The following is a 25,738-nucleotide window of genomic DNA, read 5'->3' on the forward strand; positions in this document are numbered from 1 at the left end:
GCGTCAAAGCATCCGGTATCGGCCGCGACGGCGGCAACTGGAGCTTCGAGTTCTACATGGAACAAAAACACGTCGGCTTCGCAACCGGAAACCACAACATCATGCAGCTGGGGAAACTGTAACCGACTGCACTCGAAATACGCGCGAAGAAACTCTAACTCCAGGAGGAGACCATGGGAGAAATCGTACTTGCCGCCAAAATGACTCACGTGCCTACCCTGCTCATGTCCGAGCAGGAAGGACCGATCAAAGGCAAGCGTCAACCGGCTATTGATGGCCACCGGGAGATTGCTCGTCGCGCCAAGGAACTGGGCGCAACAACGGTTGTCATCTGTGATACGCATTGGGTGTTGAACGCGGGCTTTCACATAAACGCCAACGACCATTTTGAGGGTCTATTCACGTCGAATGAATTCCCGCAGTTCATTCAGGACCTGCCCTATAAATATGAGGGCAACCCCGAATTGGGTGATGCGATTGCGCGGATTGCGACCGAAAAGGGTGCTTATACGTTGGCCCATCACCTGGACAGCCTTGAGGTGGAATACGGCACGCTGGTGCCGATGCGGTTCATGAGCCGTGAACACGAAATGAAAGTGGTGTCGATCGGTGCGTGGTGCACCGTGCACGCTCATGACGAGAGCCGTATCGTCGGCGAGGCAATCCGCGAAGCAGTCGAGGCCAGCGACGAAAAGGTGCTGTTGGTTGCGTCGGGTTCGCTGTCGCACAAGATCTGGGCCAACAAGGACTATGCCGCCAATAACGGCACTTTCACAATCAGCTCAGAATTCAATCGCCAGATGGATCTGCACGTGCTGGAAATGTGGAAAAACGGCGATCACGCTACGTTCCTCAAGATGCTGGGTGACTATGCCAACTTCTGCTGCGGTGAAGGTTCGATGCATGATACCGCGATGCTATACGGCGCACTCGGCTGGGACGCTTACGACAAGAAATGCGAGGTTGTGACCGAGTATTTCCCGTCCTCGGGCACCGGTCAGACTAACGTCATATTCCCGGTCTGAGGATCGCGGTTTCCATTCCGATTGCTTGCCCCTGGTGCCTTTTGGCGGGGCAAGCCGTTGATCTATCTAATTCGAACTGATGCAGGTCCCCAAATGTTTCCTTTGAAAGACCCCGGTTTGCTGCGAGAGGCTGCCCTTGTAGGTACACGCTGGATTGAAGCTGACCCGGCCAACGGCCTTGCCGTCACCAACCCTGCCACCGGCGAAGTTATTGGTCATGTTCCCAATCTGGGCGCCGCCGAAACCGCCGAAGCTATTGCTGCTGCCGAGACCGCGCGCCATGAGTGGGCTAAACGCACCGCCAAAACGCGTAGTCAAATTCTGCGTCGCTGGTACGAACTGATGATGGAGAACCAGAACGATCTGGGCGCCATCCTGACAGCTGAGCAGGGCAAGCCACTGGCCGAAGCCAAAGGTGAGATCGCCTATGGTGCCAGCTTCATTGAGTGGTTCGCAGAAGAGGCCCGCCGCGCCTATGGTGATGTCACCCCAGGCCACGCGCCAGACAAACGCATCCTGACGATCAAACAACCCATCGGGGTTGTAGCCGCGATTACGCCGTGGAATTTCCCAAACGCTATGATCACGCGCAAGGCTGGCCCTGCTCTGGCGGCGGGCTGCTCCATGGTTCTGAAACCGGCCAGCCAGACTCCATTCTCAGCTATCGCGTTGGCGGTTCTGGCCGAAAGAGCGGGCCTGCCTGCGGGGCTGTTCTCGGTCGTCACCGGCTCAGCCCGTGGCATTGGCGGCGAGATGACCGGGAACCCGACAGTGCAGAAGCTGACCTTTACCGGTTCGACCGAGATCGGAACGCTTCTATATGCGCAATGCGCGCCAACGATCAAAAAACTGGGGTTGGAGCTGGGTGGCAATGCGCCCTTCATTGTATTCGATGATGCTGATCTGGACGCCGCTGTGGAAGGAGCGGTGATCGCCAAGTTTCGAAATAATGGTCAGACCTGCGTTTGTGCCAACCGCATTTACGTGCAGGCCGGTGTCTACGATTCCTTTGCCGCCAAGCTGCGCGACAAAGTAGCGACTTTGCCCACTGGTAATGGCTTTGACGAAGGTATCATATTTGGTCCGCTGATCGATCAGGCGGCTGTCGACAAGGTTGCCGAACACATCGCTGATGCGACCTCGAAAGGTGCCGAAGTCATTCTGGGCGGCAAGTCACACGACATGGGTGGCACATTCTTTGAACCAACCATTTTGACCGGTGTTACTTCGGAGATGGCGGTCGCGACCGAAGAGACGTTTGGCCCGGTTGCACCCCTTTTTAAGTTCAACACCGAAAGCGAAGTCGTCGCTGCGGCAAATAACACCGAGTTCGGCCTTGCCTCATATTTCTATTCCCGCGACCTGGCTCGCGTTTGGCGAGTTTCCGAGAAGCTGGAATATGGCATGGTCGGAATCAACACCGGCCTGATCTCGACTGCGGAAGCTCCGTTTGGCGGGGTTAAGATGTCTGGTCTGGGCCGTGAAGGCTCGCGCCATGGGCTGGATGACTTCATGGAACTCAAATACCTGTGCATGGGCGGCATCGACACCGCCGAGGAGGCTTAATGCGCTTTGCTACTTATACCGCCGAAGGGGATACCTTCTTTGGCGCGATTACCGATGATGGTGCGATTGCCCTGAACGGTGATTTCCCCGAGTTTTCCAGCCTGTATGAGGTCATCGCTGCGGGTGAGTTTAGCCGGTTGGCTGCGGCGGCCGAGGGTAAGCCTGTGACCCATTCCGATTTCACCTATGAAATGGTGATGCCGGATGCACGTCGCATTCTGTGCGTCGGCGTGAACTTTCCGGACAGAAATGCGGAATACAAGGATGGCAGCGCGCAACCGGAATATATGTCGCTGTTCCCCCGCTTTGCCAGCGGCTTTACCGGCCACAACCGCCCGCTGATCCGTCCGCCGGAAAACCACACGCTGGATTACGAGGGCGAAGTGGCCATTGTAATCGGCAAGGCGGGTCGCCGGATATCGCAGGACGAAGCCTATGAGCACATCGCCGCGTTGACGCTGTGCAACGAAGGCACGATCCGCGATTGGGTGCGCCATGCCAAGTTCAACGTAACTCAGGGCAAGAACTGGGACAATTCAGGGTCGATCGGCCCTTGGCTGGTGCCCTTCACCGACCCGGCGCAATTGGATGACGCCCGCATTCAAACCCACGTCAATGGTGAGTTGCGTCAGGGCGACACCCTCGACCGCATGATGTTCCCGATCCGGCGCGAGATCGAGTATATCTCGACCTTCATGACCCTGAAGCCGGGTGACCTTATCGTAACCGGCACCCCCACCGGTGCGGGCGCGCGCTTTGACCCGCCAAAATATCTTGCACCGGGTGACGTGGTCGAGGTTTCTGTCGGAGGTATCGGCACCCTGCGCAACACAGTCGAGGATGAGAAGGCATGACACCCGAAGAGCATGCCCGCGCAGCAGCCGACCTGCTTCAGGCCGAACGCACCGGCGACCAGATCGGTCTGCTGAGCCTGCGCCACCCCCAGATGGGTATGGACGACGCTTATGAGGTGCAGAACGCCATCTATCGCCAGAAGCTGGCCGAGGGGCGCAAGGTCATCGGGTGGAAAATCGGTCTGACATCGAAAGCGATGCAATATGCGCTGAACATCGATATTCCCGACAGCGGCATCCTGTTTGATGATATGGCGTTTGAAAACGGTGGTATGGTCCCTGCGGGCCGGTTCATCCAGCCCCGGATCGAGGCTGAAATCGCCTTTATCATGAAATCCGCCGTCGGTGGCGAGAATGTCAGCCGCGACGACATCGTATCCGCCACGGACTACGTCTCACCGGCGATTGAAATTCTGGACACACGTATTCAGCGTCAGGACCCCGAGACCGGCAAGGCCAGAACCGTCTTTGACACGATCAGCGACAATGCCGCCAATGCAGGGATTGTGCTGGGTACAGAGCGCCACGCGATTGACGAATTCGACCTGCGCTGGGTTGGTGCCTTGACCTTCCGCAACGGTGAGATTGAGGAAACCGGCCTTGGGGCCGGCGTATTGAATGATCCTGTTGAAAGTGTTGTCTGGCTGGCCCGGCGCATGGCGCAATACGGACAAAGTATTGAACCCGGACAAGTGATCCTGTCGGGCAGCTTCATTCGCCCCGTCGAATGCCCGCCAAGCACAGAAATTCACGCCGATTTCGGACCCTTCGGCTCGGTCGATATCAAATTTGATTGAAGGAGCACCTTAATGCCCGCGCCAACAAACCCCTTCAAGGCCGCACTGAAAGCCGGAAAACCCCAGATCGGATGTTGGATTGGGATGGCCAATGCATATGCCGCCGAAATCGCCGCCACATCCAGATTTGACTGGCTGCTTGTTGACGGGGAACATGCCCCGAACGATCTGCGGTCTATCCTTGAGCAAGTGAGGGTCATCGAAGGCACAGGTAGCCAACCGGTAGCGCGCCTGCCAATTGGCGAGACCTGGATGATCAAGCAATATCTCGATGCTGGCGTCCAAAGCATATTGGTGCCAATGGTTGAAAGCGGCGATCAAGCGCGGGAATTGGTGCGCGCGGTGCAATATCCACCACATGGAGTTCGAGGCGTTGGGTCTGCTCTGGCGCGTGCTTCGCGTTTCGCGGCGATCCCGGATTACCTGACAACGGCAGGCGACCAGATTTGCCTGTTGGTTCAGGTGGAAAACCGCCTTGGCCTGGATGCACTGGATGACATTCTGACGACAGATGTCGACGGCGTATTTATCGGTCCGTCAGATTTGGCCGCGGATATGGGGCACATCGGCAATGCTGGCCACCCCGACGTGGTCGAAGCGGTTTTGGACGCGTTGTCAAGGATCGTGGCAGCGGGCAAGGCAGCGGGCATCCTAACGTTGGACCCCGTGATGCAGCGCAAGTGTCTGGATCTTGGGGTTACGTTCCTGGCCACGAATATCGACGTAACACTTTTTGCCAAGTCTATGCGCGGGGCGGCCGAAACTGCGTTGGAAATGTTGCCAGACCAGTGCGCGTCTGGAAATGCGCGAACAGAAATGGCCAGCAAGTATCTTCAGCAGTTATGCAAGCACTGGTCCCACAAAGGGCAAGTCGAATTTGGCGCAACTGAAGGAAACGTTTCGTTTGAAAACCGGCGCGCGGTTGCGATGAAAGCGACGGACGAAGGGCTGGAAATAGTTGCTTCAGTCGGCCCACGTGAGGATTTGAACTTTTGGATGGGTGTTATAGAGGACCACCTGAAACGCTTTGCGTTTCGCGAGGAGTTCGAGGTTGTTTGGAATGCATAGCGCTGGAATGCAAGGGCAACCGAGCGCGCCCGGGACTTTCGGACACCGCCGCAGGCTACGATTTGTAGTCTGCGGGTATTCGACAAGATCCTGCACCGGATTCTGACTCGGGTAAAACAAGCCGCAACTGCGGATTTTCCAAACCTAAAGCGGCATCAACCTCGATAGACGTTGTGACAGTGGAAACAGACAGGCTTGCAACGAGTGATAGATGTCCGGCTTGCCGTCAAAGATGGATGTCACAACAGCCCCTGCCCCATCTACTGCTGGATACCAGCCGCCATGCTGATGATCGACAAATGTTTCATTCGCATAGGTCCAGAGCTTTCTGTACCACTCCTCGTCTTCTGGCCTTCTGTCAAGCACGATCAGAGCGGCAACCGCCCCGATGGCTTCGGTGATGGGCCACCAGAACCGCGAAGCGTTGGCAACGCGGCCATCAAAATCAAGTGTGTAGGCCAACCCGCCATCAGGCAGCCACGCATCTTTCAAAGCCTGCGCAATCAGGTGGCGCGCCGTGTTCGGAGTATTAGGGCTCGTTCGGCCTGACAAATCCCAATGCTGAAGCTGAAGCCGACCCAATTCGAACGAATGCCCCGGCGTTGTTCCGGAAGGCCTGAACATCGGATCGCCCGCATAATCTCGGTTAATTTGCCAATCAGACGAATAGTGTTCGGGAAGCCGCCAGTTTTCACCGGGTGCAATTTTGCCAATGAAAAAGTCCAGAATGCGACCGGCGCGGGACAGGTAGGTTTCGTCCCCTGTTGCCTCAAAGGCAGCCAGCATCGCCTCAACGCCGTGCATATTGGCATTCATTCCACGATATGCGGAAAACGGCGTCCAATCCCTGTTCCATTCATCGCGAAACAGGCCCGCTTCTTCGTCCCAGAAGTGTTTTTCCAGAACATTTCGGACATCTGTCATTAGTTTGTCTGCATCCGGGTGACCCGCCATTTTCGCACTTGCCGAGGCAAGAAGGACAAAGACGTGCCCATAAGCAAGCTTGCGGTCATCCTTGATCTGATCCCCTTCCAGCGCCCAAAGATATCCGCCGTGGTCGCGATCTCGGTGATGGCTTTCAAGATATGCCATACCGTGATCGATGATCCGTTCAGCACCTTGAAAACCAGATAGATGTCCTAATGCATAAGAATGAATCAACCGGGTTGTCGTGTGCAGCTCCTGCAGCTTGCCGAGCAGCGGGCGACCATCGTGACCAAGTATATAGAACCCGGGCTCATCCCGGCAACTTGCGCTGAAGAACGTAAGTTGCCGCTTGGCCTGGTTCATCAACCAATCGCGGTGTCTTGGCGTTTCAATCCAAAACCCGGTCTCGGACTGTGACCCCGGAAGCAATAACTGATTGTCGTTCATCTAAATATCCCGCGGATGGAGTCCTGTCGTGCGCGACTTGGCCCGATCTTCCAAATTGCCCATCATCTCAGCAAGCACGTAGCAACGCTGTACCATCCGAGGCAAACAGATGTGCATTCTGTGCTTGAATGCGCAAACCGAGGCGATCCCCGGATTTCACGGGGATATTGCCATGCTTGCGCACCATCATGGGGCCGATCCCCTCAGCATTGACGTAGATGTTCGTGTCCGACCCCAGATGTTCAACAACATCCGCAACGGCGGACAGATCACCGGCACCGTTTTCCACAACATCGATGTGTTCCGGCCTTACACCCAGTTCTTTGGCCTCAGCGGCAAGGGGTTGATCGAGAATTTTAATTTCAACTCCATTCCCGACATTCACACCAGTTTCAGTTCCCAATACAGGCACAACATTCATGGTGGGTGAGCCGATAAACTGCGCAACAAACTTGTTGGCCGGTCTTTCATAAAGCTCAAGCGGGCTGCCGACTTGCTGGATGTCGCCTGCGTTCAGAACAACGATCCGATCTGCCAGCGTCAACGCTTCGACCTGATCATGGGTCACGTAGATCATGGTCGCGCTGAGCTTTTGATGCAGCCGCGCAATCTCCAGCCGCATCTCGACACGCAAAGCCGCGTCAAGGTTTGACAAAGGCTCGTCAAACAGAAAGGCGCGTGGGTCCCGGATGATGGCCCGCCCCATGGCAACCCGCTGACGTTGACCACCCGAAAGGGCCTTGGGCAAGCGATCCGTCAATTTGGTCAACCCCAGCGTCTCTGCCGCCTGGGCGACCTTTGATATGCGTTCAGCCACCGGAGCTTTGCGGATTTCCATCGAAAAACCCATGTTCCGCGCAACATCCATATGCGGGTAAAGCGCATACGATTGAAATACCATCGCGATGTCCCGATCTCTTGGCCTCACATCGTTCATACGCTCGCCATCGATCAGAAAGTCGCCGCTTGATATCGGTTCAAGACCAGCAACCATGCGCAGCAAAGTGGACTTGCCGCAGCCTGACGGGCCGACCAGAACGATGAACTCACCATCCTGAATTTCAAGGTTGATGTTGCGCAGGACCTCAACGGATCCATAGCGTTTTGCAACGTCACGAAGTTCGATACGTGCCATGATCTGGCCTCCTATCCTTTGACCGCGCCGGACGTGAGGCCCTGCACGAGATAGCGTTGAATGAAGATGAAGAAGAGGCAACTTGGGATCAGAGCCAGCACGCCGGCCGCCATCATTTGTCCCCAATCGACCGAGAATTTGGAAACAAATGTCAACAAGCCAACCGGGAATGTCATCGCGTCGTTCTTTGAAATCAGCATCAACGCAAACAACAGCTCGGACCATGCGGCAGTAAAGACAAATCCAAGCGTCGCCCCGAGACCGGGCAATGTCAGTGGGAACACCACTTTGCGCAGCGCCTGAAACCGCGTACAGCCATCCATCATCGCAGCGTCTTCCAGATCTTTGGGAATGCCATCAAAGAAAGACTGCATCAGGAAAGTAGCAAAGGGGATGTTGAACGCAGTGTAGACAACGATCAGACTTGTCAGCGAATTCAGCAGTCCGAGGTCGGCAACAATCTTATAGATCGGTGCAATGATCATCAGAAGCGGGAACATCTGGGTGATAAGCATCAAGGCAATGATGATGCGTTTGCCCGCGAAAACGAAGCGCGAAAAGGCATAGCCCGCCCCAGCCGCAAACAGAGTAGTAAAGAACGCAGCCCCCAGCGACACCACAAGAGAGTTCCGGAAATAGGCCACAAAGTCGGTCTGAAAAATGACCGTCTTGAAATTTGAAAAGGTGACCTCGCTTGGAAACAGCCGGGTGCCCTCTGAAAAGATCAGCGCGTCCGGGGTCAACCCGATCTTGAGCAACCAGTAAAGCGGGAACAACGCAAAGATCAGATAGAACGCAAGTGCCGCGTACTTGCCCACAACCAGCAGGGGGTTGGGTTTCCTGACAGCTGACATGGCCAACTCCTCAAATCTTGACCAGCTTCTTGCGAAGCCAGAGCAGGATAACGGCGTAGATCAGAAGGATCAGCAGAAGCGCCACAGCAATGGTTGACGCGTAGCCGAAGTCCAATTTTCGAAAAGCGGTGGTGAAGATATAGGTCGACAGGATTTGCGTCGAATTCGCAGGCCCGCCACCGGTCATCACATAGATCAGGTCGGCAAAGTTGGCGATCCAGATTGTCCGCAGCATCACGGTGATCGCGATCATCGGAGCAAGAAACGGCAACGTGATCTTGGTGAAGGTCTGCCAGGGGGTCGCGCCATCGACTTCTGCGGCCTCATAAAGCTCATCGGGTATTGATTGCAAAGCCGCCAGCAGCGTGATCGCAAAGAACGGCACGCCGAACCAGATATTTGCCGTGATCGGACCCCACATGGCAAGCTTGGGGTCGCCAAGGATATTGTAGGGCTCTGACAGAATGCCAAGCGCGGCCAGCCAATGCGGCAGCGGGCCGATGACAGGGTTAAAAAGCCACGCCCAAGTCAGCGCGGAAAGGAAGGTCGGGACAGCCCAGGGTAGGAAAACAAGCGCCTGAAAAAGTTTCTTTCCAAAGAACTGCGTGTTCAAAAGCATGGCAAGGCCAAGGCCAAGCAGAAACTGGAACGTTATCGACCAAAAGGTCCAGAACAGCGTGTTCTCCATCGCGATCCAGAACTTGCGGTCTCGCCACAGGTCACCGTAGTTTTCAAAACCGATCCAGCCAGAAGCAAAAGGCTTTAACAGCTCAATGGATTGGAACGAATATGAGATTCCGATGATTAGCGGAACCATGATCACCGCACCGATCAGAAGAATTGCGGGCGACAAATAGAAAAAAGGCTCGACCATGTATTGCAGGTAGAGCGAGCGTCTTGCCCGGGTTTCCCCGGGCCGGACAGTTTTCTGAGTGCGCGAAATCACTGTTTTGCCTTCCACTTGGCATGCTCGTCGGTGAGGAACTCTGCCCACTCATCCGCGACGTCCTGCGCGCTGCGCTGCCCCAACAGGGCTTCCTGACTGGTTTCCAGCAGAAGTGTGCTGCCAAAATAGCCCCACTGCTCCAGGTTGGTTGGCATTGTTGTCGGCACATATTGCTCACCGTTCAGTTCTTCGAACCAGCCTTTGAATTGCTCGGTCTGGAAATGAGGATCCTGGTCGGCGCCTTTGTGGATCGGAATGACGCCAACACGCTTTGCCCACGTTGCGTTGGCTTCGGGCGTCGACAAGGCCGCAACCAGATCAAAGGCTTCGTCTTCATGTTCAGTCGCATTGAAGATCGACCAGCCTGCGAACCCAATTGTTGGGAAAGCTTTGCCCGAAGGTCCGACAGGCATCGGAATGACCGCGAAATCTTCGGCAGGCATCCGCTCGGCAATAGCGATCAGTGCATCCGGGTCCTGATCAAGGAATGCACAGGTGCCGGAATAGAAGCCGGCCACGATCTCGTTAAAGCCCCAACTGACGGCATCCTTGGGCGCAAACCCGCTCTGATACATATCGATCATGAACTGGATACCTTCGACCGAGCCGGGCTCGTTGATGCGGCTGGTGCCGTCTTCTGTGAAAAACTCGTTGGTGCCGTTCATGGCTGCGGCGAACATGATCCAGCCATTTGTTCCACCGGGACCACCGCGCAGACAGTATCCGTACTTGCCTTCAAGCTCGGACACCGCGGCAGAGGCAGCCTTGAACTCCTCCATCGTAGTCGGAGGGGTGTCGATACCGGCTTCGGCCAGCAGTTTTTTGTTGTAGAACATCGCCCGCAGGTAGAAGCCGTACGGGATCATATAGAGATCACCCGCCTGGCTGCCCATGGCGACTGTCTTGTCAGTCAGCGAAGCCCCGTGTTCCCATCCGGCGACATGATCCTTGAGACTGACCAGCTGATCGGACCCGGCATAGAGGGCCTGCCAGGTGTCGGGCATTTCAACCACATCCGGGATGTCGCCTCCTGCCACCATTGTTGCCAGCTTTTCGAACGCGTTGCCCCAGGGTAGCGATACAATCTCGACAGTGACGTCTGGGTTATTGGCTTCAAACTCATCAATCAGCCCCTGAAGCACCTCTGTACGCTCGGGGCTTGTAATAACCTCGACCAGTTTCAGTGTGGTCTCGGCATAAGATGCCGAACCCATGAACACGGCCGCAGCCGTCATTCCAGTTAGTAGTTTCTTCATGTTTTCCTCCTGTTGGTTTTTTTGAGCGAACGGTTCTAAGCCGCGCTTTCGGCGAGAGCCGAAGCAAAATCGGCCCATAGATCTTCTGCCGACTCGAGCCCCAAACTCAGGCGCACCAGATTGGGTGAGACCCCAAATTTCTGCATTGAGTTTTGTTCACCAGCCTGAGCAAGCCCGACGCGCGCAGGCAGGATCAGACTTTCGAAGCCCCCCCAGCTCACACCGAGGCGGAAAAGGTTCAAGGCATCAGAAAGTTTTGCGATGTCGACACTGTCATCAAACTCAACCGACATAAGACCGGACCGCCCGGTCAACCCGGGCACGTCGTTGGCACCGGGTGAGTTGACCAGCCTGACCTGCGGAACAGTGGCCAGGCGATCAACAAACGTGTTGGCCGTTGCTTGATGCTGCATCATGCGTGCGTTCAGCGTGCGCAGGCCGCGCGTCAGCAGGAAGGCTTCAAAAGGTGCCAGTTTGGCCCCAAGCAAAGGAAGTGTCAGATCACGGATGCGGGCGATATGGTCCCGGGAGGCAACCACCACGCCCGCAACCGTGTCCGAGTGCCCCGAAATATATTTCGAGGCCGAGTGGATGACGATGTCGATGCCCAATGCGAGGGGGCGTTGGAACACCGGGCTTGCCCATGAATTATCAATCATCGTCAACACATTGTGGCGTCTGGCATGCTCTGCGACGCGACGTAGATCCATCGCCTCAAAAATGATCGATCCGGGGCTCTCCAGATAAGCCACCGTTACATCGGCAAGCAGATCGGGGTCGTTCTCGAAACGCTCCGGCGCATGGTAGTCGATATGCACCCCGAACGGGCGCAGGATGCGCTCCATGAACCGGAATGAATCCGGATAGACATGTTCGACGCAGGCAATCCGGTCACCGGGTTTGACAAATGCCAGCAGCGTTGAGGAAATGGCCGCCATCCCGGAAGCAAATGCAACGGCTGCCTGACCTTGCTCGGCTTCAGCCATAAGCGTTTCAAACGCGGCGACGGTCGGGTTTTCCACGCGCGTGTAGATGGCCGTTTCTGATCTTCCGGCCATCCGGTCTTCAAAACTTTGGTAATTGTCGAAGGTGAACAGTGACGTTTGAACGATCGGCGGCGTGACCGAACCAGCCGCATCCGGGAAGGTTGCTGCAAGACGCGTCGAAAGGTCTTCGTAGTCAGACATTCTGGCTTTCCATGATTTCTAGGACTTCTGCTTCGACCATGTCCATGATCGCGCCGATAATACTTGCGGCTTCGTCTGCACGGCCGGAGACAACTGCTTCGGCCAGCGGCGCATGTATTGGAATTGAGGCCTGCCCCAAGTGTGGTTGACCGAAGGGCGTGTCATATACTTCGTGAAAAGCTTTTTGAATTTGCCGGATCAACTGCCCGAAAAGTGGATTTCCGCACGCTTCATGCAGTGCCGCGTGAAACCGGTAATCGGCCGGCCGCCAATCCTCACCTGCAGAATGAACAGCTATGAGCTCTGCAACGCGGGCCGAAATCAAAAGCCGCTGCGCGTCTGAGCAATTCAGTGCTGCCAACCTTGCTGCCTCGATTTCCAGTGGCCGGCGCACGGCGTGTGTTCGCAAAAGGCTTTCGGCTTCGAGCTTCAGCGTGAGTGGGAGATGGATCGTATTGGCAGATACCTCGGCCGCCAATCGCGTCCCGGCTTTCTTGTTCCGTACAACGATGCCCATATTCTGCCAACTTGTCAGGGCCTCGCGAACCTTCGCCCGTCCGATCCCAAGCTGATTTGCAATTTCGATCTCTGGCGGCAGGCGATCCCCTACTTTCAATCCTTCCACTTCGATCATTCCAGAGAGAGCCTCCAGAACGTCCCGGCCGCTGCTGCCAGCCGGTAGCACCTTCAAGGTGTTGCCGACACTCTCAGCTTTTTCCTTTGGGGGCGTTCTTTTGACCACGCGCGGCTTCTCCGATTCGTATTTCATTCACTTTTACATTTAATGTAGGACAAAATAAACAATAATGTCCGACATTAAAAAAAGCTTGTCATCCTTACAGTTGAAGTCGAAAAATCCGGTCTCGGTCATTTCGCGGCGGGATCAATGCAACCTTAATCGCCTGCGGCTTGTTGGCGGGCTGCGGTCTTCGCGCGTCCGTATATTTGCTGTATTCCGCCCGATTTGCCGTAATCCTGAAACGCCCGCCCAGCGGCGCCTGTAATTGCCGTTAGATTTTTGTCAGCTACGGCTGAATAGTGCTTCTTTACGCTAGGGACCCGCGGTTTCTTGCCCAAAAAAAGATGTGCAAACTTGGCAAGGCTGATCTAACTTTTTAAATGCGGGGGCGCATCTCCGGATAATATGGATTTAAAACATTGAAACCTGAACACCGCGTATCTGCGGCCCCCCGGCATGAACTGCGCAATGTGCGCAATCAGGGGATCGCGTTCCTTGCTTTGGCGTTCTTGTTCAGCATTTTTGTGAACCTGCTTATGCTGACTGGCCCATTGTTCATGTTGCAGGTGTATGACCGGGTATTGGGCTCGCGTGCAGTGGAAACACTGACAGCGCTGTTTTTGTTGGTGGCGTTGCTTTATGCGCTGATGGCGATGCTGGATTTTGCCCGCGGACGCATCGTGGCCCGGTTTGGCGCACGGTTCCAGTCACAGTTGGATGAGCGCGTCTTCGAAGCAACGCTGCGGCGTTCACTTTTGCCGCAAATACGATCTGCCCCGGCAACGGCCTTGCGTGATTTGGAATCCATTCGAAACCTGTGCTCATCCCCCGTTCTGCTGGCGGTGATGGATATTCCATGGACGCCTGTTTTTCTGGGTGCGATTTTCCTGTTTCATCCCTTGCTGGGCTGGCTGGCCGTGGCAAGCGGTGTTCTGCTTGTCGTGATTGCACTGCTCAATCAGGCTCTGACCAGCAGAAAAGTCGCTGAAGCACAAACTGCAGCAGCGCGGGCAAACGCCTTTGCGGAACATGCGAGACAAGCGGCAGAGGTTGTGCGCTCACAGGGTATGCAGGCGGACGTGACAAAGCGGTGGTTGGACCAGCGTTCGAATGCCTTGCGCCAAACCATTTCGGCCAGCGACTGGACAGGCAGTTTTACGTCTTTGACCAAGTCGTTACGACTGTTTCTTCAATCTGCAATGCTTGCCTTGGGCGCGTGGCTGGTTTTGCAAAACGAAATGACACCGGGCGCGATGATCGCGGGTTCAATCCTTTTGGGTCGGGCCCTCGCCCCGGTCGAACAAGCGGTCGGCCAATGGGGCATGATCGAACGTGCGCGAACGGCCTGGACTTCCCTAAGCCGGTTTTTGGATCAGACCCCTCCCGAAGAGCAGCGGATTCGCTTGCCCATCCCGAAAGCGCAGTTGGAAGCCAAATCGCTGACTGTCATTCCCCCCGGGGCAACAACGCCAACGTTGCGGAACGTGAATCTGAAGCTGCAACCGGGCAAGGCGCTGGGTGTCATCGGCAAAAGCGGATCGGGAAAGACGACACTGGCCAAGGCGTTGCTGGGGCTTTGGAATCCGGCAGCCGGTGAAATTCGACTGGGTGGTGCCACTCTGGATCAATATGACTCCAACGATCTGGGCAGCCATATCGGATATTTGCCGCAGCAGGTTACCCTGTTTAACGGGACCGTGGCCGAGAACATCGCCCGGATGTCAGAAAACCCGGATTCCGAAGCGGTGGTGGCCGCAGCCAAGAAAGCCAATGCGCACGACCTGATCCTGTCTTTGGAGAAAGGTTATGGTACCTTCCTTGAAGGCAATGACAGTCAGTTGTCAGGCGGGCAGAAACAGCGCATCGCTCTGGCCCGCGCCCTCTATGGCGACCCTGTTCTGCTTATTCTCGACGAACCAAACTCGGCACTGGACGCGGATGGCACCGAAGCCTTGAACGCGGCCGTGAGGGGGCTCAAGGCGGCAGGCAAAGCCGCCATCATCATGACACACCGCCCGCAGGCCATTTCGGAATGTGACGATCTGGCCGTTGTCGAAAAAGGACAAGTGGTCAGGTTCGGCAGTCGTGACGAGGTTCTCAGCGCAATGGTGCAGAACGCGGGCGCGATTAAGCGCAAGCTTAGCCCCGTAGGTGAATAATGGCAAAAAAGACGACCAAGAAGCAGGCGCAGGCCTGGAGTATGAGAATTCCCGCCCTGGTGGGATTCGCCGCACTTGCCATTTTGGTTGGCGGATTGGGTCTTTGGGCAGTGAAGACGCGCCTCGCAGGTGCGATCGTATCCTCAGGCGTGATCGAGGTACAAAGCAACCGTCAGGTGGTAGAACACCCCGATGGCGGCGTTGTTGGCGAAATATTTGTACGCGATGGTGATGTGGTCGCCTCGGGCGAGATGCTGTTGCGGCTGGATGATACTTTCCTATCGTCCGAACAGACGATTGTGGAAGCGCAGCTTTTTGAGCTTCTGACACGGCGTGTCAGGCTTCAGGCCGAACGCGACGGGCTTTCGTCGCAAGAGTTGGCGGCGCAGTTGCACGAGGTTCAGACGGAATACAGCATTGATCTGGACCTGATCGAAGGTCAGCAAAACCTGTTCGACGCTCGGGTGGAAACCCTATCCAAACAGCAAGAACAGCTGAACAAGCAGCTGGTTCAGATCGAGAGCGAGATTGAAGGCACGCAGGCCCAACTCGTTTCGCTGCGCCGTCAGGTTGAATTGATCGAGGATGAGCTGGAAGACCAGCAAAGCCTGTTGAAACGAGGATTGACGCAAACCAGTCGTGTACTGGCCCTGCAACGGGAAGAAGCCAGCCTGACAGGTGAAATAGGCCGACTGGAAGCTGCTGTCGCCCGCCTCAAAGGGCAGATCGCATCAACCGAGATCCAGATCGTTGAACTGTCTGCAACCCGCCGGGAAGAGGCAATTACCACGTTGCGGGACGTACAGGCGCAAGTTGCTGAACTATCGGAACGCCGACTGTCCCTGTCCGAGCGGCTGACACGATTGGACATCCGCGCACCGGTCAGCGGAACAGTATATGGAAGTCAGGTCTTTGCCCTTCAGTCTGTCGTTCAGCCGGGTGAACCCATGATGTATGTTGTTCCACAGGATACGCCATTGCTTGTCGCCGCGCGCGTTGACGCGATCCATGTGGATCAGCTGCATGTGGGTCAACCTGTCGCCCTGCGGTTTCCGGCCTTCAATCAGCGTGAAACGCCTGAATTGGACGGGCAGGTCAAAAACGTGTCAGCCGATACATTCACGGATGAAAAGTCCGGCTTTACATTCTATCGCGCCGAAGTGGTTATGAATGATGGCGAGCTGGACCGTCTCAACGGTCAGGAGCTTTTGCCGGGTATGCCTGTTGAGACACTGATCAAAACCGATGAACGCACCCCGTTGTCCTATCTGGTCAAGCCGATGGCCGATTACTTCAATCGTGCATTTAGGGAATGACGGCAGGGCTATCTCTGGATAACTGCGCTTTCCCATTCGGCCAGAAAACGGCGGCGTTTTAATCTGTCCAAAAACGTCATCAGCGCTGGATCAAGCCCAATCGTTTCACGTTCTTCGTCCGTGTCAAAAGGTGCCAAAGGCGGGAGGGTGTGGCCCCCACCTGACTGCGTGGATTGCTTTGATACAAGGTGACGAACAAAAGACGCGGCAAATTCGGGTACGGGTGTACCTTCAAGAACCATCACCGTGCGCATCATGGTCGTCTGAAAATCCGACGGCAGGATAACCTCAAGCGTATCCTTGTGCCCGGCGCGCGCATCCGCATAGCTGCCAAGTACATTATAGGCTACGGCGATCTCACCTTTAACAAGATCATCAATCATGTCGCCGGAACAGCAGTACAGACGCACATCCAACCCGCCCATGACTTCCATCAGGCGCCAGAACGTTTCTGACGCACGGGCATCCTGCGTCGCAAACAGATACCCTAGACCGGACTGACGGATGTCATAAGTTCCCACCCGGCCCCGAAAGCTGTCCGGTCGCATTCGAAGAGCTTCAATCAGTTGCTGTCGAGTCTCTGGGACAGGCGCGCCGGAAAAGGCGGCACGGTTGATCACGATGGTCGCGGGCTCGAACGTGAAGGCGAAAAGACTGCGATGCCACTGCGCCCAGGATGGCAGCGATATGTCATCAATCACGCGTCCATAACCGTCATTGGCCAGTTTCAGTTGCAGGTCCATGGCGCTGGAAATGACAATATCGAAATCTTCCGGTGCGGTGCGCACGATCCGATCGATGTCGGCAGTACCCGTCACCAAATACTCGACAGAAATGTCAGGGTTTTCCTTGATAAAGCTGGAAATCATAGGCTCAAACAAAAACGTATCGGTGCTTGAGATGACCCGAATATGTGCCTCGTCTGCTTCGGCGTTGAATACTTGCCGATCCTCCCAGACTTGCGCCTGTGTGACAGCGGGAAACCAAAGGAAGACTAAAGCGATAATGTAACGCATGCGCCGCCTCCCTGTCTGTTGGACAAGGCAAGCGCTCCACCATGCGCTGTTGCAACGTCCTGCGCGATGGTCAGGCCCAAACCGGACCCAATGGTACCACTTGCGTTCTTACCCCGTTCAAACCGACGCGTGAGAGTGTCAATTTCGTTTAAGGGAAACCCCGGGCCACGGTCTTTTACCCGGATTTGAGCCCATGGCTCCGACGTGACTTCGATGCGAACAGAACTGTCGGCCGGAGCATATTTAAGTGCGTTGTCAATCATGTTGCGCACGGCGTTTTGAATGAGGATGGGGTCACCTGAATACATGACCTGTGGGTCGCCACAAAGCGACAACGACAAGTCCTTCATCTCGGCAATTGGTGTCAGGCGCTGCACAAGGTCACTGACCAAAGCGTTCAGGTCAATGTCTTCCCGCTCAAGGTGGTCAGCCCGGAACGTGATCATCGCATGATCCAACAGCTGTCCGGCTGCACGAGAGCTTTCGTCAATGGCACGCACCATCGAGCGCAGCGCCTCGCGGTTTTCTTCTTTTTCAACCCTTTGTAAAGTGGCGTCAGCATAGGACCTGACCGTAGCAAGAGGGGTGCGAACACGGTGGGCCGCCTCGGCAATAAAGTCTTCTGACTGGCTGAGTGACTGATCAAGCCGCCCCATCAATGAGTTCAGTGAAGCAACCAAGGGGGCCATTTCGCGGGGTACCGGCTTTTTGAACGGGCTCAGATCCTGCGGCCCACGGCGGGTGACAGAGGTTGTCAATCTGTTCAGCTGCCCGATGGTCGAGGACGTCGCCCAGAAGGAAAGAGCGGCAGCAAGGGCAAAGAACCCTACGCCCAGAATCGCTGCATTGCGCGAAATCTGGTCCAGAGTTTCGGCCAACGCGTCTTGTGTCTGCCCCAGCGCGACCACCAGTTCGGTTTGCTTATCCAATCCCACCAAAGTCCGGCTGGCGCTGACCTGACGAATGGTTTCACCGCGAATCTGACTGGAACTGAAAAGCGACTTTCCGTCACGCGGTCCAATGGTCGGTGGAAAATCCTCGTATCCGGAAAGAAACGTGCCGTCCTGAAAAATAGAATAGAAGATCCGGTCGTCCGCAGGGGTGCTTAGCATCGCGAAGGCGGCATATGGGATATCGACCTCCAACACCCCTTCCCGCAAAGCGGCCGCATCGAGGATTGAGGCCACCGATGCACCAAGAATGTTGTCTTGTCCCTGTTGCGCGACCTGCGCAGCATAGTTTCGGACTGCGACAAACAGCAGGAACGCAAGTATGGCCGCGCCGCCGATCAGTGTCAGAACCAGCCTGTTCCGCAGCGATCCTGACACATTGGGATCAGGAGGCATGGTCAAGTCTGTATCCCAGCCCACGAAGCGTGGTGATTTTCAGGTCCGAGGGTTCCAGATGCTTGCGCAAACGGCCCACATAAACTTCGATCGCGTTATCAGAGACATCATCATCATAAGAAAACAGCCGGTCCGTTAGTTTTTGCTTCGAAAAAACCTGACCAGGTGCGCTGATGAACAATTCCAACAGGCGCAGTTCACGATTGCGCAGCGACACGGTCTCGTCACCCACGGTCAGATGGCCAGCCAGGGGATCGAATACGATGCCGCCGACTTCTATCGTTGTCTTCGTATTCCCGGATTTGCGACGCAGAACTGCGCGGCAGCGCGCTTCCAGCTCGGCATGATCAAACGGTTTGGTGACATAATCGTCAGCACCAAGATCAAGCGAGCCGATTCGATCCGAAACCTGACTGCGGGCCGTCAAAACGATCACCGGCGTGTCCAAATGGCTCGCGCGATGCCGCTTGAGGAAATCGCGACCGTCCCCATCCGGCAGCATGATATCCAGCAGGATCAGATCGTATTCCTGAGTTTCAACGAAGGCAGTTGCATCACCTAATGTAGACGCGTTATCAACCACATGCCCGTCTAACCTCATGCGGGAACTGATTGCGTTTGCGAGGTCTAGATTGTCTTCGACAAGCAGAAATTTCATCGGGCTTTTATACTATTCTCGCGCGTGACAGGTTGATGTCAGGTTGGTGTGTTTTTGTTCTTCCCAATCTGAGCCGCCATGCGGCCCGTTGTCAAATGGGAGGACATCATGACAACATTCGCACTGGGCCGTCGCGCCCTTATCGCAGCTGTAGCTGCAGTAGGTCTTGCAGGACCTGTTCTGGCTGAAGACCAGGTAGTGGACAGCATCCACTTTCTGATCCCCGGCGGCGCCGGTGGTGGTTGGGACGGTACCGCCCGCGGCACCGGCGAAGCGCTGACGAACGCCGGTCTTGTGGGCACCGCGTCTTATGAAAACATGTCAGGCGGTGGTGGCGGCAAAGCCATCGGCTATCTGATTGAAAACGCCGACAGCAACCACGGGACATTGATGGTAAACTCCACGCCAATCGTGATCCGTTCGTTGACTGGCGTGTTCCCTCACAACTTCCGCGACCTGACGCTGGTGTCGGGTACGATCGGTGATTACGCAGCCATTGTTGTCGGCAAAGACAGCCCCATCAACTCTATGAGTGATCTGCTGGCAGCCTTCGACGCCGACCCGGGCAACACGGCCATCGGCGGTGGCTCGGTTCCCGGCGGCATGGACCACCTGGTCGCAGCCATGGTGATGGAAGCGGCCGGAAAAGATGCGCTTGGCGTGAAGTACATTCCATATGATGCGGGTGGCAAAGCCATGGCTGCCCTTCTGTCCGGTGAGATTGCAGCGCTGTCTACAGGTTTCTCTGAAGCCGTCGATCTGGCCAACGCAGGTGAAGTCAAAATCATCGGCGTCACATCGGCAGATCGCGTAGATGCCGCCCCAGACGCGATGACCATGAAAGAACAGGGCATCGACACCACCTTTGTGAACTGGCGTGGCTTCTTTGCGGCCCCGGGTCTGCCCGAGGACAAGCTTGCAGCCTACCAGGCCGCGATTGCCAAGATGTACGACACCCCGGAATGGGAAGAGGTTCGTGCACGCAACGGTTGGGTGAACATCCATAACTCGGGCGATGATTTCCGGTCATTTCTTGAGCAGCAGGAACAACAGATCGGTGATCTGATGAAAAAGCTGGGCTTCCTCTGAATCCAACTAGGGCAGAGCGGTAACCCGCTCTGCCATCCCTGACGACGAAAAAAAGGAGGGGGTCTCATGGCGCTGGATCGCTGGATCGCGCTCATTCTTCTGGGTATTTGTTTAACATATGGCTACGCCGCTTGGTTCACGATGGACAGTAGTCTGCCCCCTTTCATGCAAAGAAACCCCATATGGCCAAGCACTTTCCCCAAAGTGCTGTCTATTCTGGGGATCATCACGGCCACGATCATTCTGCTGGGTTTCGAAAAAGCTGAACCCAGCGAACCTGAAATCGATTATCGGCGGTTGGGCGATTACCATCTTGGTCAGGCGATCATGCTGTTGGTTCTGATGGTCGTCTATGCGCTATGCCTGCGCCCCGTCGGGTTCCTGATCTCAACTTCGGCCTTCCTGATCTTTGGATCTTTTATCCTGGGTGAACGAAAATGGCATATCATGCTGCCCGTCGCCCTGGTCGCCACAGGTACGGTCTGGTATCTGGTTCAGGAAGTCCTTGGCATTTACATGCGCCCTTTGCCCGGCATTTTCGGAGGCTGACATGCTTGAAGGACTTCTGATAGGCCTGCAAACGGCATTCTCACTGCAAAATCTGCTGATGGTCGTCGCGGGCTGTCTGATTGGCACATTCATCGGAATGCTGCCGGGTCTGGGCCCGATGTCGATCATCGCCATCATGATCCCGGTGGCAATTTCCATGGGCGATCCGTCCGCCGCGCTGATCTTGCTGGCCGGTGTGTATTATGGCGCCATTTTTGGTGGTTCGACCTCTTCTATTCTGCTGAATGCGCCGGGGGTCGCGGGTACCGTCGCCTCCAGCTTTGACGGCTACCCGATGGCCCGTCAGGGCAAAGCGGGCAAAGCCCTGACCATTGCCGCAATCGCAAGTTTTGCAGGCGGTACGTTAGGCGCATTGCTTTTGATGATCTTCGCCCCTGCCCTGTCCTCTGTTGCGTTGCTTTTCCATTCAGCCGAGTATTTCGCGCTGATGGTTGTCGGCTTGTCGGCCATTGCAGCCTTTGCGGGAACAGGTCAGGTTGCCAAGGCTATCATAATGACAATCCTTGGATTGATTATGGCCACCGTCGGTGAAGGCGTACTGTTCAATATGCCTCGTTTCACCATGGGCATCATGGATTTGCAGTCAGGCTTTGGCTTTATCACACTTGCAATGGCCATGTTCGCATTACCCGAGGCGCTGTTTCTTGTCCTCAAACCCAAGGACCTTAAGGGGGAAGAAGGCGAAATCAAGGACCTGCGCATAAGCAGGGAGGAAGCCAAAGCCATTGCACCAGTGATTGGCCGCCAGTCTATACAGGGGTTTTTCATCGGCGTTCTGCCGGGTGCGGGCGCAACGATTGCCAGCTTTCTGGGCTACGCGGTTGAGCGTAACATCGCCCCAAAAGCCGAGCAGGACGAATTCGGCAAAGGGTCGATCAAAGGGCTGGCCGCGCCTGAAACGGCGAACAACGCCGCCTGTACAGGCTCATTCGTGCCGCTGCTGACCCTGGGCATTCCCGGATCGGGAACGACGGCAATCCTGCTTGGGGCATTGATTGCTCTGAATGTGACACCGGGCCCACGCCTTATGCTGGACGACCCGCAGATCTTTTGGGCGGTCATCATGTCCATGTTCATTGGCAACCTGGTGCTTCTGATCCTGAATCTGCCGCTGATCCCCTACATAGCCAAAGTACTCTCGGTGCCGCGCAACTATCTGATCCCCTTTATTTTGTTCTTTACTCTGATGGGGGCCTATATCGGGCAGAACAATGCAACCGAACTGCTGATACTGGTGGGTTTTGGGGTATGCGCAACGGCGTTGAAATTTGCTGATTACCCACTGGCACCACTGCTGATCGGTTTCATCCTCGGCGGTATGATGGAAGACAACTTCTCACGGTCCATGCAGTTGTACGATGGTATCGCCTTTATCTGGGAACGCCCGATGACGCTGGGTCTGTTGGTTATTGCGGCGCTTCTGGTGCTACTACCCAGCTACCGCGCGCGCCGTGCACAGGCCCGGGCGGAAGGGGTTGCCGAAGGTGACTGACCCGCTGGCGGGAATACGGGTTCTCGATCTGACCAATGTCCTCGCGGGTCCGTATTGTTGCTACCAACTGGCATTGATGGGTGCCGACGTGATCAAGGTCGAGCGCCCCGATGGTGGCGACCTTGCTCGCGTTCTGGGTGCCGATCCCGCTAGAAACAAGGCGGGGATGGGGATCAGTTTTCTGGCGCAGAATGCCGGGAAAAAGTCTGTCACGCTGGACATGAAATCGGAAAAGGGCAAGGCGCTGTTGAAACGCCTTGTCCAGTCAGCTGATGTTCTGGTGGAAAACTTCCGGCCCGGAGTAATGGATCGTCTTGGTCTAGGGTATGAAATTTTGCGCAACTCCAATCCCAACCTGATCTATTGCGCCATCAGCGGGTTCGGGCAGGATGGCCCCCGGCGCGGCGATCCGGCTTATGACCAGATTGTGCAGGGTATCAGCGGCGTGATGTCAATCACCGGAGCCCCCGACACGGCACCGTATCGCGTCGGTTATCCGTTGGCGGACACGGTCGGGGGGATGACGGCCGCCTTTGCAGTCGCGGCGGCATTGAACGCCAACCCACGCGGCACCTATCTGGATGTTGCGATGTCCGAAGCCGTGATTTCGACGATGGGTTGGGTTGTTTCAAATTATCTGGTGGGTGGCGTAACGCCCGGAGCGCATGGGAATGAGAACACAACCTCGGCCCCCTCAGGTACATTTGCCACGCGGGACAACCCGATCAACATCGCGGCCAATCGGGACGAGCAATGGCAGGCACTTGCCCGCTGTCTCGGGCGGGATGACCTGCTGAACAACCCCGACTACGCAACGCGTGAAGATCGCAAAACAAACCGCCACGCCTTACGTACAGAACTGGAACGCACCCTAAAGACGAAGGCCGCGGCCGAGTGGGTGAGTGAATTAAACGCATTGGGGGTACCGACAGGACAAGTTCTGACCGTGCCCGAGGCCCTTGCAGACCCGCAACTTTCCGATCGCGGTCTGATTGGCTCTTTGTTGGTTCACGGCGAACAAATGCAACTTGCAGGCAGTCCCGTCGTAATGAATGGCGCCCGGCGAATGCCGCAAATCGCGCCACCAAAACTTGGGGCCGACAACAAGGCGGTGTGGTCCGAAATCGGATTGACCGACGCGGAAGTCGACGCGCTGAGCAGAGAGGGGATCATATGAGCGATGTGTCAGATTGGTGGGCAACATCCATCATCGATATGGAACCTGGCCGGATAGACCTGCGCGGGGAGCCGATTCAAAACCTGATCGGACGCCTTGGTTTTGCGGAGATGATCTGGTTCATGGTACGCGGCGACCGCCCATCAAAAGCGCAGGCCCAATTGTTCGAAGCCGCGCTGGTCGCGGCAGTCGACCACGGTCCTCAGGCACCGTCGATTGCAACCGCGCGCATGGCGGTTACCTGTGGCCTGCCTCTCAACAACGCGATGGCGAGCGCTGTGAACATGTTGGGCGACATTCATGGAGGGGCTGGCGAGCAGGCCGTGGAACTCTACCACTTTATGGGCCATTACCCTGGCACTTTGGCGCAGGCAATCGATGCGTGGATCGAAAGCCACGGAAAGATACTTCCGGGTTTTGGACACAGGTTTCACACGCCCACAGACCCCCGCGCGCCGCGCCTGATGGATTTGGTCGCCGAAGCGGTGAAAACCCGTGCTTGCGATGGGCAATTCATGCGAATTGCGCAGCAAATCGAGGCAGAACTTGCGCGGCGTAAGGGTAAACCCGTCCCGATGAACATCGATGGCGCAACCGCAGTTATTTATGCCGAGCTTGGGTTTGCGCCACCATTGGCGCGCGGCCTTTTCTGCCTGTCCCGATCAGTAGGTATTCTGGCACATGCCTGGGAGCAGATGCAGCAAGGTGGTCGCAACAAAGGGCCTACCCCACCCTCGTATCGCTGGACGTATCAGCCGGGTTAAGCGCTTTTCCGATGGGACCGATTTGCCAACAGATCGGCGGCCGCACGGGCAATAACCAGCTCTTCATTTGTCGGGATAACCATGGCGACCACTCGGGACAGGTCTGTCGAGATGATCCGATCATTGTCCGCGTTGGCATCGGGATCCAGTTCAATCCCCAGCCACCCCATTCCAGAACATACCCTATCACGTACAAGACGCGAGTTTTCTCCGATACCACCTGTGAAGATCAAGGCATCAATACCGCCCAATATTGCGGCCATTGCCCCAAGTTCGCGGCGGATGCGGAACGTGAAATAGCTGATGGCCTGTCGACTTTCGCGGGTATCTGCGTTTTCAAGGGTGCGCATGTCGCTTGAAAGTCCCGAAAGACCCAGCAACCCTGATTTGCGAAACAGAAGGTCGGAAATCTCTGAGGCGCTCAACCCTTCCTGATCCATTAGATACAACAAAACACCGGGATCAAGCTGACCGCAACGGGATCCCATCGGCAGACCGTCCAACGACGAAAACCCCATGGTAGAACCGACGGATCGCCCCCCAATCATGGCACACATCGACGCACCGTTGCCCAGGTGCGCAACCACGACCCGCCCCGCGTGCAAAAGCGGTGCGGTTTTGGCCAAATGGTCCGAAATGTACTCATAACTAAGCCCGTGAAAACCATAGCGCCGGACGCCTTTGTCGTAATACTCGCGCGGCAGGGCGAATACGTCGTTCTCCCAGGGGTGGTTGCGATGAAAGGCCGTGTCGAAACAGGCAATCTGGGCGGCATTTGGAAAGCGTTCCATAGCTGCCTTGACGCCAGCCAGGTTGTGCGGCTGGTGCAGAGGTGCATACGGAGAAAGCTTGTCCAACTCCTCCAAAGCAGCGGCAGTCAACGGCAAAGGCGTATCGATCTCGGGTCCGCCGTGAACAATACGATGCCCAACCGCGGTGACCTCGCAACTGGGGAAGGCCCGTGACAACAGGTTCAGTACCCAGTCCAGGGCAGCAGCGTGGTCGTGAATATCGCCTGCCGTGCCATTCGCCAGAACTCCACCACCAGATGACCGCGCCTTGACGATTGGCTCAGGCTCACCGATCCGTTCGACCACACCGGCGCACACCATGACTGGATCGTCTTCTGTCAGTTCGAACAGGCCGAACTTCATCGAAGACGATCCGGCATTCAGGGTCACGACATGTGTCATGCATATCCTCTGGTTTGCGAAAAGGTGAAGTTCCTAAGGTTTACTGATCCGCTCTGGTACAAGGTTGAGTTTAAGACATTACCCAAGACTACGAGCCAGCCAACCGCTACAAACCCTGGTCTTTGCAAATCTCCATGGAAGAAAAGATCGTTCAGCC

23 protein-coding genes are annotated in these 25,738 nt (G+C 56.0%); 12 read left to right on the forward strand and 11 right to left on the reverse strand.

The genetic code is table 11. The features are described from left to right. Window positions 1–173 precede the first annotated feature (173 nt). The 5 genes from hpaD to ACR0D9_RS17720 all read left to right on the forward strand — a co-directional run bounded on the left by hpaD (window position 174) and on the right by ACR0D9_RS17720 (window position 5,310). The gene (gene hpaD, locus ACR0D9_RS17700) at window positions 174–1,025 is read left to right on the forward strand and encodes a 3,4-dihydroxyphenylacetate 2,3-dioxygenase (protein ID WP_480488665.1); all 852 of its coding nucleotides are present in this window, start codon (window positions 174–176) and stop codon (window positions 1,023–1,025) included. 93 nt (window positions 1,026–1,118) lie between these two features. After that, window positions 1,119–2,591 (forward strand): NAD-dependent succinate-semialdehyde dehydrogenase, encoded by a 1,473-nt coding sequence (locus ACR0D9_RS17705; RefSeq protein ID WP_480539677.1) that lies wholly within the window; start codon window positions 1,119–1,121, stop codon window positions 2,589–2,591. Beyond that, the gene (locus ACR0D9_RS17710; protein ID WP_480539679.1) at window positions 2,591–3,445 is read left to right on the forward strand and encodes a fumarylacetoacetate hydrolase family protein; all 855 of its coding nucleotides are present in this window, start codon (window positions 2,591–2,593) and stop codon (window positions 3,443–3,445) included. Before ACR0D9_RS17705 ends, ACR0D9_RS17710 begins: the two co-directional genes overlap by 1 nt. Next, the gene (gene hpaH, locus ACR0D9_RS17715) at window positions 3,442–4,242 is read left to right on the forward strand and encodes a 2-oxo-hept-4-ene-1,7-dioate hydratase (RefSeq protein WP_480484354.1); all 801 of its coding nucleotides are present in this window, start codon (window positions 3,442–3,444) and stop codon (window positions 4,240–4,242) included. Before ACR0D9_RS17710 ends, hpaH begins: the two co-directional genes overlap by 4 nt. 12 nt (window positions 4,243–4,254) lie before the next feature. Next, a complete protein-coding gene (locus tag ACR0D9_RS17720) occupies window positions 4,255–5,310 on the forward strand; it encodes an aldolase/citrate lyase family protein (protein ID WP_480484353.1) in 1,056 nt (351 codons plus the stop codon). Between the two features lie 144 nt (window positions 5,311–5,454). On the opposite strand, the gene ACR0D9_RS17725 is transcribed toward ACR0D9_RS17720, so the two are convergent. From ACR0D9_RS17725 to ACR0D9_RS17755, 7 genes are all read right to left on the reverse strand, one after another. Then, entirely contained in the window at window positions 5,455–6,684 is a 1,230-nt protein-coding gene (locus ACR0D9_RS17725; protein ID WP_480484352.1) for an AGE family epimerase/isomerase, read from the reverse strand. A gap of 67 nt (window positions 6,685–6,751) precedes the next feature. Next, a complete protein-coding gene (locus ACR0D9_RS17730; RefSeq protein WP_480484351.1) occupies window positions 6,752–7,819 on the reverse strand; it encodes an ABC transporter ATP-binding protein in 1,068 nt (355 codons plus the stop codon). 11 nt (window positions 7,820–7,830) lie between these two features. Next, on the reverse strand, window positions 7,831–8,673 hold the full coding sequence (locus tag ACR0D9_RS17735; protein WP_209506774.1) for a carbohydrate ABC transporter permease: 843 nt from the start codon (window positions 8,671–8,673) through the stop codon (window positions 7,831–7,833). 10 nt (window positions 8,674–8,683) lie between these two features. Further along, window positions 8,684–9,634, reverse strand: coding sequence for a carbohydrate ABC transporter permease (locus ACR0D9_RS17740; RefSeq protein ID WP_480539681.1), 951 nt, complete (start codon window positions 9,632–9,634; stop codon window positions 8,684–8,686). Then, window positions 9,616–10,875, reverse strand: coding sequence for an ABC transporter substrate-binding protein (locus tag ACR0D9_RS17745; RefSeq protein WP_480539683.1), 1,260 nt, complete (start codon window positions 10,873–10,875; stop codon window positions 9,616–9,618). Before ACR0D9_RS17745 ends, ACR0D9_RS17740 begins: the two co-directional genes overlap by 19 nt. A gap of 35 nt (window positions 10,876–10,910) precedes the next feature. Beyond that, entirely contained in the window at window positions 10,911–12,062 is a 1,152-nt protein-coding gene (locus ACR0D9_RS17750) for an aminotransferase class I/II-fold pyridoxal phosphate-dependent enzyme (RefSeq protein WP_480488678.1), read from the reverse strand. Then, entirely contained in the window at window positions 12,055–12,831 is a 777-nt protein-coding gene (locus tag ACR0D9_RS17755; RefSeq protein WP_480488680.1) for a FadR/GntR family transcriptional regulator, read from the reverse strand. Before ACR0D9_RS17755 ends, ACR0D9_RS17750 begins: the two co-directional genes overlap by 8 nt. A 389-nt stretch (window positions 12,832–13,220) precedes the next feature. Here ACR0D9_RS17755 and ACR0D9_RS17760 point away from each other — a divergent pair, with 389 nt between their 5' ends. Further along, a complete protein-coding gene (locus ACR0D9_RS17760; RefSeq protein ID WP_480484348.1) occupies window positions 13,221–14,960 on the forward strand; it encodes a type I secretion system permease/ATPase in 1,740 nt (579 codons plus the stop codon). Window positions 14,961–15,001: 41 nt separating this feature from the next. After that, window positions 15,002–16,276 carry an HlyD family type I secretion periplasmic adaptor subunit gene (locus ACR0D9_RS17765; RefSeq protein ID WP_480484347.1) on the forward strand — a complete coding sequence of 425 codons (1,275 nt, stop codon included), beginning with the start codon at window positions 15,002–15,004 and terminating at the stop codon, window positions 16,274–16,276. A gap of 8 nt (window positions 16,277–16,284) precedes the next feature. Here ACR0D9_RS17765 and ACR0D9_RS17770 read toward each other — a convergent pair whose 3' ends face one another. The 3 genes from ACR0D9_RS17770 to ACR0D9_RS17780 are packed head-to-tail and all read right to left on the reverse strand — an operon-like array spanning window position 16,285 to window position 19,296. Next, the gene (locus tag ACR0D9_RS17770; RefSeq protein WP_480484346.1) at window positions 16,285–17,292 is read right to left on the reverse strand and encodes an ABC transporter substrate-binding protein; all 1,008 of its coding nucleotides are present in this window, start codon (window positions 17,290–17,292) and stop codon (window positions 16,285–16,287) included. Continuing rightward, window positions 17,271–18,638 (reverse strand): sensor histidine kinase, encoded by a 1,368-nt coding sequence (locus tag ACR0D9_RS17775; RefSeq protein ID WP_480484358.1) that lies wholly within the window; start codon window positions 18,636–18,638, stop codon window positions 17,271–17,273. The genes ACR0D9_RS17770 and ACR0D9_RS17775 overlap by 22 nt, the downstream gene beginning before the upstream one ends. Then, window positions 18,628–19,296: a response regulator transcription factor gene (locus ACR0D9_RS17780; protein ID WP_267366073.1), complete on the reverse strand. Its 669-nt coding sequence runs from the start codon at window positions 19,294–19,296 to the stop codon at window positions 18,628–18,630. The genes ACR0D9_RS17775 and ACR0D9_RS17780 overlap by 11 nt, the downstream gene beginning before the upstream one ends. 108 nt (window positions 19,297–19,404) lie before the next feature. Between ACR0D9_RS17780 and ACR0D9_RS17785 the strand changes: the two genes are divergently transcribed. The 5 genes from ACR0D9_RS17785 to ACR0D9_RS17805 all read left to right on the forward strand — a co-directional run bounded on the left by ACR0D9_RS17785 (window position 19,405) and on the right by ACR0D9_RS17805 (window position 24,388). Continuing rightward, the gene (locus ACR0D9_RS17785) at window positions 19,405–20,385 is read left to right on the forward strand and encodes a tripartite tricarboxylate transporter substrate binding protein (protein ID WP_267366074.1); all 981 of its coding nucleotides are present in this window, start codon (window positions 19,405–19,407) and stop codon (window positions 20,383–20,385) included. Window positions 20,386–20,451: 66 nt separating this feature from the next. Then, complete coding sequence (locus ACR0D9_RS17790; protein ID WP_480494105.1) at window positions 20,452–20,934, forward strand: tripartite tricarboxylate transporter TctB family protein; 483 nt, start codon at window positions 20,452–20,454, stop codon at window positions 20,932–20,934. 1 nt (window position 20,935) lies between these two features. Further along, window positions 20,936–22,447, forward strand: coding sequence for a tripartite tricarboxylate transporter permease (locus ACR0D9_RS17795; RefSeq protein ID WP_480539685.1), 1,512 nt, complete (start codon window positions 20,936–20,938; stop codon window positions 22,445–22,447). After that, complete coding sequence (locus tag ACR0D9_RS17800) at window positions 22,440–23,624, forward strand: CaiB/BaiF CoA transferase family protein (RefSeq protein ID WP_480484343.1); 1,185 nt, start codon at window positions 22,440–22,442, stop codon at window positions 23,622–23,624. Before ACR0D9_RS17795 ends, ACR0D9_RS17800 begins: the two co-directional genes overlap by 8 nt. Continuing rightward, window positions 23,621–24,388: a citryl-CoA lyase gene (locus ACR0D9_RS17805; protein ID WP_480484342.1), complete on the forward strand. Its 768-nt coding sequence runs from the start codon at window positions 23,621–23,623 to the stop codon at window positions 24,386–24,388. Before ACR0D9_RS17800 ends, ACR0D9_RS17805 begins: the two co-directional genes overlap by 4 nt. Here ACR0D9_RS17805 and ACR0D9_RS17810 read toward each other — a convergent pair. Beyond that, the gene (locus ACR0D9_RS17810; protein ID WP_480488682.1) at window positions 24,385–25,581 is read right to left on the reverse strand and encodes an acetate/propionate family kinase; all 1,197 of its coding nucleotides are present in this window, start codon (window positions 25,579–25,581) and stop codon (window positions 24,385–24,387) included. The two genes, ACR0D9_RS17805 and ACR0D9_RS17810, sit on opposite strands and share 4 nt — an antisense overlap. Between the last annotated feature and the right edge of the window lie 157 nt (window positions 25,582–25,738).

This window comes from Ruegeria sp. AK11 (genome assembly GCF_056541095.1).